The sequence below is a fragment of the Vibrio cyclitrophicus genome (assembly GCA_023206055.1).
Classification (GTDB): Bacteria; Pseudomonadota; Gammaproteobacteria; order Enterobacterales; family Vibrionaceae; genus Vibrio; species Vibrio cyclitrophicus_A.
This window is the reverse complement of the sequence record CP065366.1, coordinates 2265061-2284335: the sequence shown is the minus strand read 5'-3', so window position 1 is coordinate 2284335 and position 19275 is coordinate 2265061. Positions and strand designations below refer to the sequence as shown.

Sequence of the window (19275 nt, the reverse complement as noted above, 5' to 3'; positions counted from 1 at the left end):
TTTAAAGACCCGTAATAAAACGGACCCTGTTAATGCTTTAAACCCAGAGAAGATAACTCTTCTCTGGGGTCTTAATGTTTATTGCGGTTTAGATCTTACAACCGCCGCCTTCACAATCTTCTTCCGGCACTTGAACTGCATCGCCTTGGTCGTCTTTAGCACCATCACGAGTGTTATGGTAGTAAAGCGTCTTAACACCGTACTTGTATGCTGTTAGTAAGTCTTTGAGCAGTTGCTTCATTGGTACTTTACCGCTGTCGTAAACACTTGGATCATAGTTAGTGTTTGCAGAGATAGCTTGGTCAACGAATTTTTGCATGATACCCACTAGGTGTAGGTAACCGTCGTTAGAACCAATGTTCCAAAGTAGCTCGTAGTTCTCTTTAAGATTTAGGAAATCTGGAACTACTTGCTTCAGGATGCCGTCTTTCGATGCTTTAACTGATACGTAACCACGAGGTGGCTCGATACCGTTAGTCGCGTTCGAGATTTGAGACGAAGTCTCAGAAGGCATAAGCGCAGTTAGCGTAGAGTTACGCAGACCGTGCTCCATGATCTCTTCACGTAGCGTGTCCCAATCATAATGCAGTGGCTCTTCACATACTAAGTCGATATCTTTCTTGTAAGTATCGATTGGCAGTAGGCCTTTTGCATAGTTGGTCTCATGGAAAGATGGGCAGCGGCCTTGTTCTTTCGCTAGTTCAACAGACGCTTTTAGCAAGTGGTATTGAATTGCTTCAAAAGTACGGTGAGTCAGGCTATTTGCGCTGCCATCAGAGTACTTAACACCATTCTTCGCTAGGTAGTATGCGTAGTTGATTACACCCACACCTAAAGTACGACGATTCATTGTCGACTTATATGCAGCTGGAAGCGGGTAGTCTTGGTAATCAAGCAGTGCATCAAGTGCACGAACAACCAGTTCAGAAAGCTCTGCTAGGTCATCTAGTTCATTGATTGCGCCAAGGTTGAATGCTGAAAGCGTACATAGTGCAATTTCGCCTTCGTCATCTTCTACGTTAGAAAGTGGCTTAGTTGGTAGCGCGATTTCTAGACATAGGTTCGACTGACGAACAGGAGCTACTTCAGAGTCAAACGGGCTGTGTGTATTACAGTGGTCAACGTTCTGAATGTAGATACGACCAGTAGAAGCTCGCTCTTGCATTAGCAAAGAGAACAGCTCAACGGCTTTAACCGTTTCACGCTTCACTGAAGGATCGTTTTCGTACTTAACATATAGTTCTTCAAAACGGTCTTGGTTTTCGAAGAACGCATCGTAAAGGCCAGGTACGTCAGAAGGTGAGAACAGGCTGATGTTGCCACCTTGAACAAGACGAGAGTACATAAGTTTGTTCAGCTGTACGCCGTAGTCCATGTGACGAACACGGTTCTCTTCAACGCCGCGGTTGTTTTTCAGAACCAATAGAGACTGAACTTCACCGTGCCATAGTGGGTAGAACACGGTTGCTGCGCCGCCACGAACACCACCTTGAGAACAACATTTTACTGCTGTTTGGAAGTATTTGTAGAAAGGGATACAGCCAGTGTGGAACGCTTCACCATTACGGATTTCAGAACCCAGCGCACGGATACGACCTGCGTTGATACCAATACCAGCACGTTGAGATACGTAACGAACAATTGAGCTTGCTGTTGCGTTGATTGAATCTAGGCTGTCACCACACTCAATCAGTACACATGAACTGAATTGACGAGTAGGCGTACGTACACCAGACATAATTGGTGTAGGTAGAGAAATCTTAAACGTAGACGAGGCGTCGTAAAAACGTTTGATGTAATCCAGACGAGTTGATTTCGGGTATTTACCGAATAAACACGCAGCAACTAGGATGTAAAGGAACTGAGCACTCTCGTAGATTTCTTTCGTTACACGGTTTTGCACGAAGTATTTACCTTCGAGTTGCTTAACCGCCGCGTAAGAGAAGTCTAAGTCACGTTTGTGGTCGATGTACTCGTCAAGCTCTTCGAATTCAGCTTTCGTGTAGTCTTCCATAAGGTGACTATCGTATTTACCCATATCAACCAGTTTTGCAACGTGGTCATACAGTGCAGGCGGCTCGTATTCGCCGTACGCTTTTTTACGTAGGTGGAATACAGACAGACGTGCTGCTAGATATTGGTAATCAGGAGTCTCTTCAGAGATTAAATCCGCTGCTGACTTGATGATAGTTTCATGAATGTCAGTAGTGGTGATGCCATCGTAAAACTGAATGTGAGCTTTCAATTCTACTTGTGATACAGAAACATTGTGCAAGCCTTCAGCTGCCCATGTAATCACGCGATGGATCTTCTCTAGATCGATCGTTTCTTTGCGCCCGTTACGCTTGGTAACAGTAAGTTGTTGGTTCATTCTGCTTAATTTCCCTAACAAAACTGAACAAGGCCGTGTTTTTGTGTATTTCTGTGCAATTTTTGTAAATTACGTTTCGGCTTTGTGATCTTGGTCTACCCATATATTGTAGTTCAAACACAACATATAGGGGTCATTTGTTTGTTGGGTTACAAGATAGTGCTACAACTGATATTTTTCAAGGTAAAGAAATTGGGTTGCTTGTGGATAAGTGGTGGATTGAAAAAAAACTGTAAGTGACCACTAACTGATGAGGTTAGATGTGACTTGATTGTATAAAAGTCGGCTTTTAATGATGCTTTATTTTTGCACGCCCATAAAAAAAAATATCTTGATCTTTAGGCAAAATGGGCGATGGATTTTAGGCGATTAAATTTAAATCTAGGTGGTCAAAATGGAAGCTAGCGCACGAAATTTAGACTGAAAAAAGTCGCAAACTTATGTTAATTGCAACCTTTTTCATTAGTCTTTTTTAGAAAAAATTTTACGGTAGGATAGCTGATATTTTTTAAGAGAAATTTTGCGTATGCACGATGTAATTGACTTCAACACTGCGACCTAATCGGTAAGTGTCTGTCAGTGGATTATAGTGCAGTCCGGTGATGCCGAGTTCTTGTAGAGGCGTATTATCAATCATCTTGATAAGTTCAGCAGGGCGAATGAACTTGTCATGCTCGTGAGTACCTTCAGGCACAATCTTAAGAAGCTTCTCTGCACCAACAATCGCAAACAAGTAAGATTTAAAATTTCGGTTCAACGTAGAGAAGAAAACGTGGCCACCCGGTTTGACCAATTTAGAGCATGCGGTGATCACTGATTGTGGATCAGGCACGTGCTCTAGCATTTCCATGCAAGTCACCACGTCGTAAGTTTGTGGATTCTCTTCTGCGTGGTCTTCAATGGTGCTTTGGATGTAATCGAGCTTGGTGCCAGTTTCTAGTGCGTGCAAGCGTGCCACTTCAAGTGGTTCTTTGCCCATGTCTAGCCCTGTCACTACAGCACCTTCAATTGCCATACTTTCCGCTAAAATGCCACCACCGCAACCAACATCGAGCACTTTCTTACCAAACAAACCTTCAGTTTTTTCTAGCACGTAGTTTAGGCGTAGTGGGTTGATTTGATGTAGAGGCTTAAATTCGCCTTCTAGATCCCACCAGCGTGACGCCATGTCTTCAAATTTCTTGATTTCTGCTGGGTCTACATTCTGTGATTTAGTCATAATCGGCATTTCCAAGTTAAATACGGCATCCATGAAATTGCAGGCATTATAACTTGCCTTTTCGCCTTGACCAGAAGATCTACAATTTTGCGAACTTATTGGGTGTAAAGTGACCATGTTTCAGCGAGATATGATGCGGAGGTGCAATTTCTTATCAATTGATTGGCTACAAGGGTCACAAGATGGTAAAAGGAGAGGGAAAGTGATGCCTCCGTAGGTAAATTTGTGTTATATTTTTCGGTCTTATACGTATTCAAAAATACGATCTGACTATAGAGGGAAAATGGCTCTATGAGCGATCTAGCGAAAGAGATCACGCCCGTAAATATTGAAGATGAGCTTAGAGGTTCATACCTAGACTACGCGATGTCCGTCATCGTTGGTCGTGCCCTTCCAGATGTGCGTGATGGCCTAAAACCTGTACACCGCCGCGTTTTGTTCGCGATGAATGTACTGGGTAATGATTGGAACAAACCATATAAAAAGTCTGCTCGTGTAGTAGGTGATGTAATCGGTAAATACCACCCGCATGGTGATAGTGCTGTATACGATACTATTGTTCGTATGGCTCAACCGTTCTCACTGCGTTACATGCTAGTTGATGGCCAAGGTAACTTTGGTTCTATCGATGGCGACTCCGCGGCTGCAATGCGTTATACCGAAGTTCGTATGGCGAAAATTGCTCACGAGCTCCTGGCTGACCTTGATAAGGAAACTGTGGACTACGTACCGAACTACGATGGTACAGAACAAATTCCAGCAGTACTTCCTACAAAAATTCCTAACCTATTGGTAAACGGTGCTTCTGGTATCGCAGTAGGTATGGCTACCAACATCCCACCACATAACCTTGGTGAAGTTGTTGATGGCTGTTTAGCATTTATCAATAATGAAGATATTACTATTGATGAGCTAATGGACTATATCCCTGGTCCTGACTTCCCGACAGCAGCACTTATCAGTGGTCGTAAAGGCATCGTAGATGCTTATAAGACTGGCCGCGGTAAAGTTTACATGCGTTCAAAAGCGAATATTGAAGTAGAGAAAAATGGTAAAGAAACCATTATCGTTACTGAGATTCCTTACCAAGTAAACAAAGCTCGCCTGATCGAGAAGATTGCTGAACTGGTTAAAGATAAGAAAGTTGAAGGCATCAGTGCACTGCGTGACGAATCTGATAAAGATGGTATGCGTATTGTTATTGAATGTAAGCGTGACGCTGTTGGTGAAGTTGTATTGAACAACCTTTACTCACAAACTCAACTGCAAACAACTTTCGGTATCAACATGGTTGCGCTGAACAACGGTCAACCACAGTTGTTCAACATTAAAGACATGCTTAAGTGCTTCGTAGACCACCGTCGCGAAGTTGTGACTCGTCGTACTATCTTTGAACTGAAGAAAGCACGCGACCGTGCACACATCCTTGAAGCATTGTCTTTAGCACTTGCTAACATTGACGAAATCATCGAGCTTATCCGTAACGCTCCAACGCCTGCTGAAGCAAAAGCTGGTTTAGTAGCTCGCGGTTGGGAACTCGGTAACGTTGCAGCAATGCTTGAGCGTGCAGGTACTGATGCGGCTCGTCCTGATTGGTTGGAAGACCAATACGGCATCCGCGATGGCCAATACTTTCTAACGGAAACACAAGCACAAGCTATTCTAGAGCTTCGTCTTCACCGCTTAACTGGCCTTGAACATGAGAAGATTCTAGACGAGTACAAAGCGCTTCTAGAAGAAATCGCTGAGCTAATGCACATTCTTGCAAGCACTGAGCGTTTGATGGAAGTGATCCGTGAAGAACTTGAAGCGGTACGTGAAATCTATGGCGACGCTCGTCGTACAGAAATCACAGCAGCGGTTCATGACATCGACATGGAAGAGCTGATTGCTCAAGAAGACGTTGTAGTAACGCTTTCTAACGCAGGTTACGTTAAGTACCAAATCCTAAGCGACTACGAAGCTCAGCGTCGTGGTGGTAAAGGTAAGAGTGCAACTAAGATGAAAGATGAGGATTACATTGAGCGTCTGCTTGTTGCTAATACTCACGATAACATCTTATGTTTCTCTACTCGTGGTAAGACGTACCGTTTGAAAGTTTACCAACTGCCTCAAGCAAGCCGCACCGCTCGTGGTAAGCCTATCGTTAACATTCTTCCTCTAGAAGAAGGTGAGCGTATTACGGCTATCCTGCCTGTTTCTGAGTTCTCTAACGAGAAATTCATCTTCATGGCAACAGGCGACGGTACCGTTAAGAAGACATCACTGGATCAATTCGCAAACGTACGTGCTAACGGCCTAATCGCAGTTAACCTACGTGACGATGATTCACTGATTGGCGTTGATATTACTGATGGTAATAGCGACATCATGCTGTTCTCGAAGTCGGGCAAAGTTGTTCGCTTTAACGAGGACAAAGTACGTGCAATGGGCCGTACTGCCTCTGGTGTTCGTGGTATGAAGCTTCCAGAAGACGATCAAGTGGTTTCACTGATTGTTCCTTCTAACGAAGGCGATATCCTAACTGTGACTCAAAACGGTTACGGTAAGCGTACTGAGTTGGCTGAATACCCAACGAAAGGCCGTGCAACGCAAGGTGTAGTATCTATCAAAGTCTCTGAACGTAATGGCCCAGTAGTTGGCGCTGTTCAAGTTGAAGAAGGCGATGAAATGATGATGATCACCGACGCAGGTACACTAGTACGTACTCGCGTAGCGGAAGTTAGCCAAGTTGGTCGTAACACTCAAGGTGTAACACTGATTCGTACTGCTGAAGACGAGAATGTTGTAGGTCTACAACGTATCGACGAAGTAGAAGAAGCTGAGATTGTAGAAGGCGAAGCTGAAGAAGCTGGTGCTGAAACTATCAACGCTGAAGTTGCTGAATCAAGTGAAGAGCAAGCATCCGATGCTTCTGACTCTGAAAGTGATAGCGAGCAAGACACTGAGTAATCTCGATTACGCTAAGTAATTAAGCTTACCATTGAAAAAACCGAGCCTAAGTGCTCGGTTTTTTATTTACCTGTTATTTGTGAAGCTTGGTGTGAATTTATAACAGAGCTGTGATCGCTAAAATCTCGATAGCTAAACCTTGATCAATATAGAGGAGAGGTGAAAACGATAGAGTAGGGAGTGAATATAAAGGAGTGTTGAATGGACATCTGGTTGTTGGTTGCGTTGGTACTAATGAGCTTGTTTTTGATTGTGATCGTCACCGCAGCGAACAAAAACGGCGGTCATCTCAAAAGTAATGTAGCGATTTCAATTACTGCGGTAGCTTTGAGCGTGCTTGTTTGGTCCCAACTGAAACAAGAGATACCTCAACTTCCTTTAGATGATAACAATAGTTACACGGCAACAGATTTCGAAGACGAGCTGCAACAAAGCCTTAAGCAAGACCCGAATCAATCTGATTTATGGTTTAAGCTTGGTGGTGTGTATATGCAGAAAGGGGAGTTTGATGCGGCGTTCACCTGTTACGATTACGCGATTCGTTTAAACCCTCAAGCGCCTTCAGGCTTGTATGCCGCTAAAGCCACCGCACTTTATTACCTCAGTTCACAAGCGATGAGTGATGAAGTAAACAGACTGCTAGAACAATCTATGGATCTTGATCCCAATGATCGTACGGCATTGATGCTGATTGCGACCGATCACTTCATTAGTATGCGCTATCAACAAGCGATTGATGCGTGGACTCGAATTCTCGATTCCAATCAAAAGGGGATTGATCGCGTTTCGATTATTCATTCGATCAATCAAGCCAAACAGATGATCCGTTAAGCTTGGTATAATCGCTAGTCGTTAATCGTTTGTTTTTAGCTATTTACTTTCCTGCATTTCAATCAGGCCACCTGCGTTGTGGATTTGAGTAAACCCTTGAGCTTGCAAGAATTGATAGGCTTGTCCTGAGCGGTTACCACTGGGGCAATACAAGACAATAGGTTGGTCTTTATTTATGTTGGCAAAGTGTGTTGCGACCTCAGATAGTGGGTAGTTAATGGCGTTGTCTAGATGCCCTTGCTTGAACTCCTCAGGTGTTCTGACATCAACCACTAGTGCACCTTTCTCAATTAAATTCCAACCTATGTCGGCGCGCTCAGACGCATGAACGCCAGAACTTAACAGTGCAACGCACAATGCTGAAAGTGAAAGTAGGGTTCTCATTCTCGATTCCTTGAATTAGCAACTAGGTATTTAAAGGTGACTGGATATTGGGTATTTAAAGGTAGATATCGATTTGAATGCGCCAAAGCCTAACGCTAAATATTCAAAATAGAAAAACCAGCCACACACTTAATAGTGTGACTGGTTTTATTGTTATGGTCTATTTGAAGAAACTAGTATTCGTAGTTCGCTTCACGTTTTTCAGCTTGCTCTTCCCACTTAGGAACAACCGTGTCTAGGAAGTGTTGTTTCTCAGCGTTCATCTTATCCATGTCCATTCCTAGCGCTTTTTGAGCCGCTTCTTTGGTCGAGATATCAGGAATTTCGATAGGGTCGGTGATGCCTTTCTTCGCTAATAGACGAATGATCTTCGTACGAGCATCGGCTGCACGGTCAACGGCAGTACCTAGAACTTCAAGCGCAACTTCTGGCGCATGCATGTGAACACCATGAGAGGCAATTGCGTAGTCCCAACGCCATTGAGCGTGACGAATATCCAATAGGATTGGCTCCATCTCTTGCTCTGTTGCACCGGCTTCCCATGCCGCGCCAGCTTCAAAGTGAGCAGCAACGATTTGTTTCTCAGCAGTCAGCTTCATGTTTAGCACTTGAGCTTTACGGCTTGAAACGATGTTACGCATGGTCTCTTTAGATTGAGTATGACAGTTGGCACACGTATCTTCGAAGCGGTCAAACGGGTTACCCACTTTATGGTCGGTGTAAACCGTGCCGTCTTCTTTGGTGACTTTAGGCATATGACAGTCAGCACAAACGACTTTGTTCTTACCGTGAATACCTTCACGCCATGTTTCATAGCCAGGGTGCTGCGCTTTTAGCATTGGCGCTTTAGATACCTTGTGCGTCCAATCCTTAAAGTTGATGTCATCGTAGTACTCTTCCATTTGCTCAACACGTGTCCCTTTGTCCCAAGGGAATTTCACGCCTTTGGTTGGGCCTGTGAAGTAGTATTCCACGTGGCATTGCGCACAAACTGAAGCTTGTTGGTCTAAACGGCTCTGCTCATCAAACTTTTTACCAATCGCTTCGAAAGCGCGTTCAACATAAGGGCGCGTCACTTTCAGTGCTGGCTCGCCGTTTTTGAACTCATCGCTTTGGGTGTCATGACAGTCGGCACAACCTATAGGGTTGACGATCTCGTTACCAAGGCGTGCCCATTTACCTTCGAAGTAGCCGTCTTCACCGCGTTCTTCAATAACACGTGCAACGTCTGGGCTCTTACAGCTCCAACACGCCATTGGCATTGGACCTGAGCTTTCGTCAGTCGGACCGCCAGTACGCAAGGTTTGTCTTACATCGTCAATCGCATAGAAGTGGCCGCGTGCTTTGTTGTAATCTTTTGCGAAGCCGTAGCCAGCCCACATGATCACCATGTTTGGATCTTCTTTTAACGCATCTTCAATAGTTTCACTTTCTGACGTTAGTCTCCATGAGTGATATTGATCAGGGTGGTTTTGCTCGAACTGGTCGTTACGAGGATCACCAATTTCTTTTTGTTCAGACGCAGCAAAACTGGTCGCGCTTGCTAGTGATGCGCTAACCATTAATAGTGCTGTGACGGAATTACGTATCCAGTGCTTTTTCACAGTGATATCTCCAATATACTGATTTTTATACCAAGCGTTGTGAGTTTGCTATTCAAATTAAGAACTGGAGAATTCCTGTTTATATTAATTCATAAATAAACACATTTTGTTACGTGTCGGAAGTTTGCTTGTTTTAGATCAATTAATGGCAGTGACTTTAATCACGTTGAAGTTTATATAACCCTAAAGGGGTATGTGTTAATGTGGGGAGAGAAATTTAAGTGATAATTATTATCAAATATAACAAGCAATTACATACTATGACCTTGTGATAAATAGGGTGATTATGTTCACATATTAACCTTTGTAAATTTCGCATTACCTAATTAGAGGTATATTCTAAATATAGAAAGCGTTGTGGCTTATCCAAAATAAGAATTGATATCATTTAAACGTTAATAATATCGTTTAAGGGTACTTTTGTTTAACCGGAATATTATTTAGTTGAGAGTTAAATAATGCCGGTATAAGGAAAGGATAAAATGGGCAATATTAAATTGGCCATAGTCATAATGCTTAAATCCCTTCTAGCATTCTGCCTCTATGGTTATTCCATTCATGCTGTTGCTGAGCCTGCTGTTACGCCAGTAGGAGAATCAACAAGACATGAAGTCGAATTAATCCGCGACAAAGACTACAAGTGTGTTCAATGCCACAAAGACTCCAAAGAAACGATATTGGGTTCACACGGTAAGAGCGCACACGCTTTACTTGGTCGTGAAGTGAATTGTACCGATTGTCATACCTCTATTGGCCCCGATCACCGTGAAGGTGCACCCGAGGTGGTGAAGTATCGCGCGGCCCAATCACAGCAGGGAACTGAAAAGGTCTTCCTCGATCCTAGCTTAATTTTAGACGCCAATAGCCAGTGTATAGATTGTCATAAACCGGATGATCTGCGTGAAGCGAGCTGGACTCACGATGTTCACGCACAGAACTTAACGTGTTCAAACTGCCATGATGTTCATGCGACCGAAGCTAAGGTGCTGAGCTTAGATAAAAAGCAAACCATTAAGCTGTGCGTGGATTGCCATTCAGACTTCAACCAGAAGAAAGAAGGGGAGTAATCTATGAGCTGCTCAAGAAGAAACTTTTTAGCTGGCGCAGGCGCTGTGATCTTTACGACTGGGGTTGCAGGAACGGCGGCGGTAACAAGCCGTAAAACGTTGGCCAATGTTCAGGAAGATGGCACTAAGCGCTACGGGATGGTTCATGATGAAACCGCGTGTATCGGTTGTACAGCCTGTACTGAAGCATGTCGTGAAGTAAACAAAGTGCCTGAGGGTGTATCGCGTTTAGAGATCATTAAGAGCGAACCTCAAGGCGAATATCCAAATGTTGATTACCGTTTTACCCGTAACTCTTGCCAACATTGTGATAATGCTCCGTGTGTGATGGTTTGCCCAACGGGTGCAGCCTATAAAGATGAGAAAACCGGCATTGTTGATGTGCACAAAGAGAAGTGTGTGGGTTGTGGTTACTGCTTATTAGCTTGTCCGTATCAAGTGCGCTTTTTCCACCCAGAGAATAAATCCGCTGATAAGTGTAATTTCTGTCGTGATACTAACTTGGCTGAAGGGAAGTTACCTGCTTGTGTTGAATCTTGCCCAACTAACGCGCTGATATTTGGCGACCTGAACGACCCTAAGAGTGAGATAAACCAAGTGCTTCAATCGGAAGTGGTTTATAGGGATAAAGCCTACCTAGGGACTCAGCCAAAACTCTATAAAGTGCCACACCAAAAAGGGGAGATTTGATTATGAGTGCATGGGACACAGCTTTTCAGTCTGGTACCGTGGTATGGGACTGGATTATAGCTATTTATCTATTTCTGGCGGGGATGTCGGCGGGTGCCGTCATGATCTCCATTTACCTTAAACGAAAGGTCATTGAAGGCGATCCTGCTCATAATGGTGTGTTAAAGGCGACCGCTTTTCTTGCGCCATTTGGGATCATTTTAGGCTTGTTGATCTTGGTCTTCCACCTAACAAAACCGTTATCCTTTTGGAAGATCATGATCTTCTATAATCCAACGTCTGTGATGTCGATGGGTGTGATCTTATTCCAAGTGTATATGGTGATCCTATTCCTTTGGATCGGCATTATATTCCGAGATCAAATCGTTGTGTTCTTGAATGACCAAGCTTGGTTAAAAGGACGACTCGACTTTGTCGGAAATTGGATTGGCAAATTAGAAGTGTTTGAGAATGCTTTGGAAATATTCTTAGCCGTTCTTGCTCTAATGCTTGCCGCTTATACGGGCTTCTTGCTGTCAGCTTTAAATACCTTCCCACTATTGAATAACCCAGTACTGCCGATTTTGTTCTTGTTCTCGAGTTTATCTTCGGGTGCGGCGGCGTGTATTTTATTTGGTGTGTTGGTCTTTAAAGAATCACCTCATAGCCCGAGTATTTCATGGATCCACGGATTCGAACGCCCGGTCGTGATGTTTGAGTTGTTTGTTCTTATTACTTTCTTTACTGGGCTGATCTTCGCTGGTGGCCAAAGTGAACAAGCAGTTTGGAACGCGATTGGCAGCGGCTTCTGGGCAAGTTGGTTCTGGTACGGTGTTATTGGGGTAGGCATGGTTTTACCCTTGTTACTCAATGCTGTCACGCCAGACTCTATTCGTCATAGTTCGGTGTATATCTTTTCCGTGACGTCTTTGAGCTTAATGGGCGTATTAATGCTAAGAACCTTTGTGCTTTATGCAGGACAATTAACGCTCGCTTAATTCTGCTCAAGTTTGTTAGTGAGTAGATGTTGGATACTGAGCATTTGCTTACTAATTCTCTGTTTCTTTGCGTAATGAAGCTAACAACGGTTTTACTTGGCTCTGCTTAGGTGGAGCCTTATTGAGGTGATATGGTCGGTTCTTTGGGGCTGTTTAGTTTAGTTTTGGTCGCTGTGCTTAGCAGCATTATCGCCGTGCATTCGATTTACCCAATGCTCGCCAAGCAATCACCGAATCTTGGTTTAATTCGCAGTTTCTCTCTTTCAAGCGCGCTATTTTCATTGGGTGCTATTGTTCTGCTTGGTTATGCCTTTATCTGTGACGATTTCTCGATTCTGTATGTCGCAGAACATTCTAATACACAGTTACCTCCCTTTTTTAAAATGGCTGCCGTGTGGGCAGGGCATGAAGGCTCATTGCTATTTTGGGTGTTGACCATTAGCTGTTGGTCCGGTGTTATCGCTTTGCAAAAACGCTACTCAAGTGAATATCAAAGCCGTGTACTGTGGGTGATGAATCTGCTGCTCGCGATATTCGCTTGGTTCACGCTATTCGCATCCAACCCATTTGAATTGAATTCAACCTTGCCGCTTGAAGGACGAGACCTTAATCCAATGCTGCAAGATGTCGGTTTGATATTCCATCCGCCGTTACTTTATCTAGGTTATGTAGGGTTTTCGGTTGTACTGGCCTTTGCAGTCGCAGCGCTATTAGTGGATCCGATAGAGTTTGATTGGGTCGCTCATTGTCGAAGCTGGTGTTTATTTGCTTGGATCTTTTTAACCGCAGGGATCATTCTTGGTTCTTGGTGGGCATATTACGAATTGGGCTGGGGCGGTTGGTGGTTCTGGGATCCTGTTGAGAATGCGAGCTTATTACCGTGGCTCACTTCTACCGCTTTGTTACATACCTTGGGTGTTGCCAAGGGAAAACAGCAACTGTTGAAGTGGTCTTTGAGCCTTGCTTTCATTACGTTTTGTTTGAGTATCTTAGGCACCTTTATTGTTCGTTCTGGCGTTCTTACATCGGTACACGCTTTTGCGGTTGACCCAAGTAAAGGCATCGCACTGTTGCTGATCTTGGTCGTCGTGTTGGTGAGTTCGTTTTCTCTTCTTATCGTGCGAGGTGAATCTTTCGAGTCGAGCCCGATTACCAGCTTCGCCAGTAAGAGCTTTTTAAGCTTGGTCGCAGTGCTCATTTTTGTACTGGCGACCGCTGTTGTGGTGTTTGGTACGTTTTATCCAATGGTCTTTGAGCTGCTTGGGTTGGGGAACATATCGGTGGGCGCGCCATACTTTAACCTACTGATTGCTCCTTTGGCTTTGCTCGCAATGGGCGTTGTTGGTCTTGCTCCATTACTCAGTATCAAACCCCAAGCGTCGAAAGGCGTTACGGTGATAATCGTTATGCTATCTATTGCTCTCGGTTTTACCTGCTATGTTGTGCAGGTAGAGAAGATTCAAGTGATGGCACTGATGACATGGTCACTCGCGTTTTGGATTGTACTGACTCATGTTTATGGCTTAGTGGTCACGCGCAGTTCCAAGTTCCAACGTAAAGTATGGGTGATGACGTTCGCACACGTGGGTCTCGCAGTATTAGCCGTAGGTGCGGCGATGAACAGCTACCATTCGTTTGAGCGCAGCTATAAATTGAGCCCCGGTGAACAGGTTGAGTTTATGGATTGGACGCTGTCTCATCGTGATACTGAGCTTTATGTTGCATCGAACTTTACAGCCGAAAGGGCAGTGCTTGACCTAGAGGCTAATGAACGAAGCTTTTCCATTGCGCCAGAAAGAAGGCATTACCAAGTTCGAGTCATGAACATGAGTGAGCCTGCAATGAAGTGGTTCTGGCATGGCGACGTGTATATCACCATGGGCGAGAAAGTCGATTCCACCGCTTACGCATTTCGTGTTCAGTATAAGGCGTATGCGCGCTGGATCTGGTTTGGTGGGCTGTTCTCCATTATCGGCGCTTTACTCTCATTGATTCATCGTAAAAAGAAAACTGTTAAGGCGTCTCAGTATGCATACCAGCGTTCGTAACAAGCTAATTAGTCTCATTGCCTTAGCATTAATTGTGGTGCTCGGGTTTGTCTTTGCGCTTGATAATAAGCAGCAGTCGACCATTGTGTCTGAACAACAAAGGGCATTTCCAGAATTTGCATCGACCGTGTTAGTGAATAATGAAGGCGCTAGTGGTCAGCAAGAAATTACGCTTACCGATGTCACTCAACATCCTTATCAACTGGTTAATGTTTGGGCTTCTTGGTGTGGGATATGTAAAACCGAACATGCATTTTTGCTTCAACTTCGCGATAAAGGCATTCCAATCGTCGGACTTAATTATCGAGATAGCTCTGGGGCTGCGATTAATGTGTTATCGAATGATGGCAACCCGTACTCAACCGTGATCAGTGACCCCCAAGGTAAGTTAGCATTAGAGTTGGGCGTAATCGGGACGCCTGAAACGTATTTAGTCGATGCCGATGGCCAGATTATTAAAAAGCTATTGGGCGTGATTAATGAAACGGTATGGAAAGATGAACTTGCGATGTATTTTGATGGCGTGAATGGATGATGAAGTTTCTAATACAAACGTTGTTTATGTTGTCAGCTCTTGTAGTGATTAGCCTTCCTACCATGGCTGAAGATCTGTTTACTGCCAGTAATAAAGATACGAGTATTCAAGTTGAACTGTTTGAGTTTGAAAACCCAGAGCAACAGCGACGTGCTATCAGCTTGGCAAAAACGTTGCGCTGTCCACAATGTCAAAACCAAAATCTGATTGAATCAAACTCACCGATAGCAAAAGACTTACGCCTTGTTGTGTTCAATATGGTGAAAGCAGGGCAGAGTAATAGTGAAATTACTCAATATATGACGGAAAGGTTTGGTGAGTTTGTACTTTATAAACCGGCGATGAAGGTTTCAAATCTATTACTTTGGCTGCTACCGAGCGTATTATTTCTCTTATTTATATATCTATCAGTAAAAAGTGTTAGGAAGGGCTCATAAAAATTGTGTATTAGTGTTTACCAATTGAACTGTATTTTGTAACATTAACCGATTATAAAGGCTAAGCACTGCTATATAAGGATGTATCTGTGGATAACGTAATCTCAAATTTAAAGAAAGAGTTCCATACTCATGTCCAGTCAGATAAATGGGCAGAGAAATACAGTGCTAAGTCGAGCATTTCTACACTAACTCAAGAAGAGTTAACCGAATTAGAGAATGCTTGGGTGCAACTTGTCATATGGAAGCAAACTCAAGTAAGTTGAGCGTTCTGTAAAAAAGTGTCGTTTTAGCCGCAACTGTCTAATTTATAACCCCATGTTGGTCATGCTAATGTGGGGTTTTTTCTTACTTGAAAATTAATTGTTATATTATAACAATTTGTACTAGGTCGACCTTGAAAAAAATTGTTAACAGCCTCATAGTGTCTATCATTAGATAGTCCACTACAAAATATTGCCTAGACATATCATGTAGTGTTGTTAAATACATCGAATTTTCAAGTGAGTATAGCTATGGCGGAAGTGCGTGCCAGAATAGATTTCAAAGTAGGGGTAACAAGCAGTATTGATGCTGAACTTCTGTCTTTTCATGGATTGAAAACAGATAAAGAGCATGTTGCTGTGATATTTAAATCAGCAGATAAAACACAAGACATACCTCTTGTTCGTATGCACTCTGAGTGTCTTACTGGTGATGTTTTCCATTCTTCTCGATGTGATTGTGGCGAGCAGCTAGACGAAACCATTAGAATTATGGGTGAGACGGGTGGCGTGATTCTTTATCTACGCCAAGAAGGTCGTGGTATTGGTCTATATAACAAGATTGATGCGTACCGACTGCAAAGCGAAGGCATGAACACCTATGAAGCGAATAACCATTTAGGTTTTGGCGATGACTTGCGTGATTTTACTGAAGCGGCAGAAATGCTGCGCGCTTTGGGTACCACAAAAATCCGCTTGGTGACCAACAACCCTAAGAAAATCAAAGAACTTAAAGAGTTTGGTATTGAGATTGCAGAAGTGGTTAACACTTCGGCCCACATTAAATCGGGTAACGAAAGCTACTTGAAGGCCAAAGTCTCACACGGTAAGCATAATCTGGACATCTGATTAGCCCCCACTGTTGCGATTAACACAGAAATGTTTAAAGACCTCACAAATGTGAGGTTTTTTTGTATTTATCTTGCAATAAAATTGTAAGTTTGTATTATTCAAATCCATAGTGTAAATGATAATGGTTTGCACTATTACTACGAATAATAATTTAAAGCTCAACAAGGATGCTTCATGACCATTAAATCTTTAGTGACCAAAGCCGTAACTTCGTCACTCATTTTTGCCTCTGCTTCTTCTTTCGCAGCCGTAACTCAAGATCAAGTTGTAGAACATTACGCAGATATTGCTCATGCAGTGTTTGCCGATTCAGTAATCACAGCAAAAGCGTTGAACTCTTCTATTGATACCTTCTTAGCTTCTCCTTCTGCTGGCAACTTCGAACAAGTAAAACAAGCTTGGCTTGAGTCTCGTGTTCCTTACCAACAATCTGAAGTGTTCCGCTTTGGTAACGTTGTTGTTGATGATTGGGAAGGCCAACTAAACGCATGGCCACTAGATGAAGGCCTTATCGACTATGTTTCTTCTGATTACCAATATGAGCTTGGTAACGAAGGCGCTAGCGCAAACATCGTTGCTAACAAAACGTTCCAAATTGGTCAGACGACTGTTGATGCAACAAACATCACCCCTGAGCTAATCGCAGACCTTAACGAGATCGGCGGTTCTGAAGCAAACGTAGCATCTGGTTACCACGCGATTGAATTCCTACTTTGGGGCCAAGATTTAAACGGCACAAACAGCGGTGCAGGTGAGCGTGCTTACACTGACTTCGTTGTTGGCGCTGAGTGTACTAATGGTAACTGTGACCGTCGTGGCGCATACCTAAAAGCATCAGCTGAGCTACTTATCCAAGATCTAGAGTGGATGGAAAAGCAGTGGGCTGAAGGCGAGAAAGGCAACTACCGTCAAGAGCTTCTTTCTGAATCTAGCGAGAACGGCCTACGTAAAATGCTATTCGGCATGGGTTCACTGTCTCTAGGTGAGCTAGCGGGCGAGCGTATGAAGGTGGCACTAGAAGCTAACTCAACGGAAGACGAGCACGATTGTTTCTCTGATAACACGCACAACTCTCACTACTACAACGAGCAAGGCATCTACAACGTTTACACGGGTCTGTACAAGCGCGAAGACGGTACTCTACTTTCAGGTCCAAGCCTGTTTGACCTAGTAGAGCAAAAAGATGAGCAAGCTGCGAAAGAGATCCAAAAGCAGTTTGACCTAGCACGTGCACAAGTCGGCGAGTTAGTAACGTCTGCAGAAAAAAACAACCAGCACTTCGATCAGCTAATCGCTGCTGACAACGCTGCAGGTAACGCGCTAGTAAACAAAACAATTGTTGCGCTAGTGTCTCAAACTGCTGCAATTGAGCGTGCTGCTGGTGTGATTGGTATTGATAGCCTAAACCCAGACACGGCTGATCACGAGTTCTAAGAACCCGAGTCCAAATCTAATATAAGGGCTCTCATTGAGCCCTTAATTGTTTGCTACTCAAGAAAGTCACTCCAAATAAAAACTAAAATCAAAAACACAGCAAGGCAATGTATGAAGTCGTATCTTTCAGCCTCACTATTAACCGCACTGTTTTTCGTATCTCCATTACACGCGCATGAAACCTACTCTGGTGGCAAGACTACCGTGAAGAAAGAGGGAGCGAATGCTTTTTCCCTTCCTGCAGCCAATTTGCCAATGAGTAAACGCTTAGATTTCAGCGTAGGTAACAGCTTTTTTAGAAACCCTTGGGTTCCAGCACCTTCGTCAACCGATGCTCGTGATGGCCTTGGTCCACTATTCAACACCAACGGTTGTCAAAACTGCCACATCAAAGATGGTCGTGGCCACGCGCCAGAAAAAGGCGATGAGAACGCAGTATCCATGTTGGTTCGTTTAAGCATTCCGGCTGAAACGCCAGAACAGAGACAAGCCTTCATTCGCGATGGTGGTATTCCAGAACCGACTTACGGCGGTCAGCTACAAGATTTCGCACTTCAAGGTGTTAAACCAGAGGGTAAAGTGAACATCAGCTACACCGATGTACCTGTTGAATTCAAAGACGGCACCGTCGTTACTCTGCGTAAACCTACTTTAAAGATTACTGAACTTGCTTTCGGTGAGATGCACCCTAAAACTGAATTTTCAGCTCGTGTTGCCCCGCCAATGATCGGCCTTGGCTTGCTTGAGAGCATTCCAAAAGAAACGATTTTAGGATTTGCCGAGCAACAATTGGCAGACAAACAGGGCGTGTCGGGTAAAGCCAACTATGTTCTTGATGTCCAAACCAATGAAATGGCGCTCGGTCGTTTCGGTTGGAAAGCCGGACAGCCAAACCTAATGCAGCAAAACGCGGCGGCATTTAACGGTGACTTAGGCCTAACAAGCAGCTTGTTCCCGAACGAAAACTGCACATCTGCACAATCTACTTGTGATGATTTTCCAAATGGTGGTAAGCCAGAAGTTAGCGACAACATCCTAGATTTTGTTGAGTTCTATTCGCAGCATTTGGCGGTTCCAATTCGTCGCAACGTAGATAACCCAGCTGTCGTACAAGGTAAAAAACTGTTCAAAGACGTTGGTTGTCAAAGTTGTCACCAAGCCGAATTCCGCACGGCAGAGCGAGAAGGTCTGCCTGCATTATCTAATCAGTTAATTAGCCCATATACCGACATGTTGCTACACGACATGGGTGAAGGCTTAGCGGACAATCGCCCTGAATATCTTGCCAATGGTCAAGAGTGGCGCACCACGCCATTGTGGGGATTAGGCTATACCAAAGAAGTTAATGGTCACACCTTCTTGCTTCATGATGGTCGCGCAAGAAACGTTATGGAAGCGGTGCTTTGGCACGGTGGTGAAGCTGAAATGGCGAAACAGAAGGTTCTATCTTTGAATGCGACCGAGCGCGAAGCACTGCTGGCATTTTTGAACTCGCTATAGGCAGTCTGAAGCTAAGCGCTTCAACGACTAAGTTAGCACCAATAAAAAGTTAACTTAAAGCACACAACCGTTGAACTTGTAGCAATACGAGCTTAGCGGTCGTTTCATATT

16 protein-coding genes are annotated in these 19275 nt (G+C 43.9%); 12 read left to right on the top strand and 4 right to left on the bottom strand.

Translation table 11 applies throughout. From position 1 onward, the window contains the following. Positions 1–88: 88 nt before the first annotated feature. Both nrdA and ubiG read right to left on the bottom strand, forming a co-directional pair. Complete coding sequence (nrdA, locus tag ITG09_10000) at positions 89–2371, bottom strand: ribonucleoside-diphosphate reductase subunit alpha (protein ID UPR51048.1); 2283 nt, start codon at positions 2369–2371, stop codon at positions 89–91. Positions 2372–2879: 508 nt separating this feature from the next. Next, positions 2880–3623 carry a bifunctional 2-polyprenyl-6-hydroxyphenol methylase/3-demethylubiquinol 3-O-methyltransferase UbiG gene (gene ubiG / locus ITG09_09995; protein ID UPR51047.1) on the bottom strand — a complete coding sequence of 248 codons (744 nt, stop codon included), beginning with the start codon at positions 3621–3623 and terminating at the stop codon, positions 2880–2882. 258 nt (positions 3624–3881) lie between these two features. On the opposite strand from ubiG, the gene gyrA reads away from it, so the two are divergent. After that, on the top strand, positions 3882–6542 hold the full coding sequence (gene gyrA, locus ITG09_09990; protein ID UPR51046.1) for a DNA gyrase subunit A: 2661 nt from the start codon (positions 3882–3884) through the stop codon (positions 6540–6542). Positions 6543–6743: 201 nt separating this feature from the next. Then, positions 6744–7373, top strand: coding sequence for a tetratricopeptide repeat protein (locus ITG09_09985; GenBank protein ID UPR51045.1), 630 nt, complete (start codon positions 6744–6746; stop codon positions 7371–7373). Positions 7374–7412: 39 nt separating this feature from the next. Here the strand turns inward: ITG09_09985 and ITG09_09980 are convergent, their stop codons facing one another. After that, positions 7413–7757, bottom strand: coding sequence for a rhodanese-like domain-containing protein (locus ITG09_09980; protein ID UPR51044.1), 345 nt, complete (start codon positions 7755–7757; stop codon positions 7413–7415). Positions 7758–7930: 173 nt separating this feature from the next. After that, positions 7931–9361 (bottom strand): ammonia-forming nitrite reductase cytochrome c552 subunit, encoded by a 1431-nt coding sequence (gene nrfA, locus ITG09_09975; protein UPR51043.1) that lies wholly within the window; start codon positions 9359–9361, stop codon positions 7931–7933. Between the two features lie 482 nt (positions 9362–9843). On the opposite strand from nrfA, the gene nrfB reads away from it, so the two are divergent. The 10 genes from nrfB to ITG09_09925 all read left to right on the top strand — a co-directional run bounded on the left by nrfB (position 9844) and on the right by ITG09_09925 (position 19164). Next, complete coding sequence (nrfB, locus tag ITG09_09970; GenBank protein ID UPR51042.1) at positions 9844–10428, top strand: cytochrome c nitrite reductase pentaheme subunit; 585 nt, start codon at positions 9844–9846, stop codon at positions 10426–10428. A gap of 3 nt (positions 10429–10431) precedes the next feature. After that, positions 10432–11118 (top strand): cytochrome c nitrite reductase Fe-S protein, encoded by a 687-nt coding sequence (nrfC, locus tag ITG09_09965; GenBank protein ID UPR51041.1) that lies wholly within the window; start codon positions 10432–10434, stop codon positions 11116–11118. A gap of 2 nt (positions 11119–11120) precedes the next feature. Continuing rightward, entirely contained in the window at positions 11121–12095 is a 975-nt protein-coding gene (gene nrfD / locus ITG09_09960; protein ID UPR51040.1) for a cytochrome c nitrite reductase subunit NrfD, read from the top strand. 131 nt (positions 12096–12226) lie between these two features. Continuing rightward, the gene (locus ITG09_09955; GenBank protein UPR51039.1) at positions 12227–14143 is read left to right on the top strand and encodes a heme lyase CcmF/NrfE family subunit; all 1917 of its coding nucleotides are present in this window, start codon (positions 12227–12229) and stop codon (positions 14141–14143) included. After that, positions 14124–14678, top strand: coding sequence for a DsbE family thiol:disulfide interchange protein (locus ITG09_09950; GenBank protein UPR51038.1), 555 nt, complete (start codon positions 14124–14126; stop codon positions 14676–14678). The genes ITG09_09955 and ITG09_09950 overlap by 20 nt, the downstream gene beginning before the upstream one ends. Continuing rightward, positions 14675–15115 carry a heme lyase NrfEFG subunit NrfF gene (gene nrfF / locus ITG09_09945; GenBank protein UPR51037.1) on the top strand — a complete coding sequence of 147 codons (441 nt, stop codon included), beginning with the start codon at positions 14675–14677 and terminating at the stop codon, positions 15113–15115. Before ITG09_09950 ends, nrfF begins: the two co-directional genes overlap by 4 nt. A gap of 89 nt (positions 15116–15204) precedes the next feature. After that, positions 15205–15381: a hypothetical protein gene (locus ITG09_09940; protein ID UPR51036.1), complete on the top strand. Its 177-nt coding sequence runs from the start codon at positions 15205–15207 to the stop codon at positions 15379–15381. Between the two features lie 249 nt (positions 15382–15630). Next, positions 15631–16227, top strand: coding sequence for a GTP cyclohydrolase II (locus tag ITG09_09935; protein UPR51035.1), 597 nt, complete (start codon positions 15631–15633; stop codon positions 16225–16227). Positions 16228–16404: 177 nt separating this feature from the next. Then, positions 16405–17664 carry a peptidase gene (locus ITG09_09930; GenBank protein UPR51034.1) on the top strand — a complete coding sequence of 420 codons (1260 nt, stop codon included), beginning with the start codon at positions 16405–16407 and terminating at the stop codon, positions 17662–17664. 111 nt (positions 17665–17775) lie between these two features. Then, positions 17776–19164 (top strand): c-type cytochrome, encoded by a 1389-nt coding sequence (locus tag ITG09_09925; protein UPR51033.1) that lies wholly within the window; start codon positions 17776–17778, stop codon positions 19162–19164. Positions 19165–19275 lie beyond the last annotated feature (111 nt).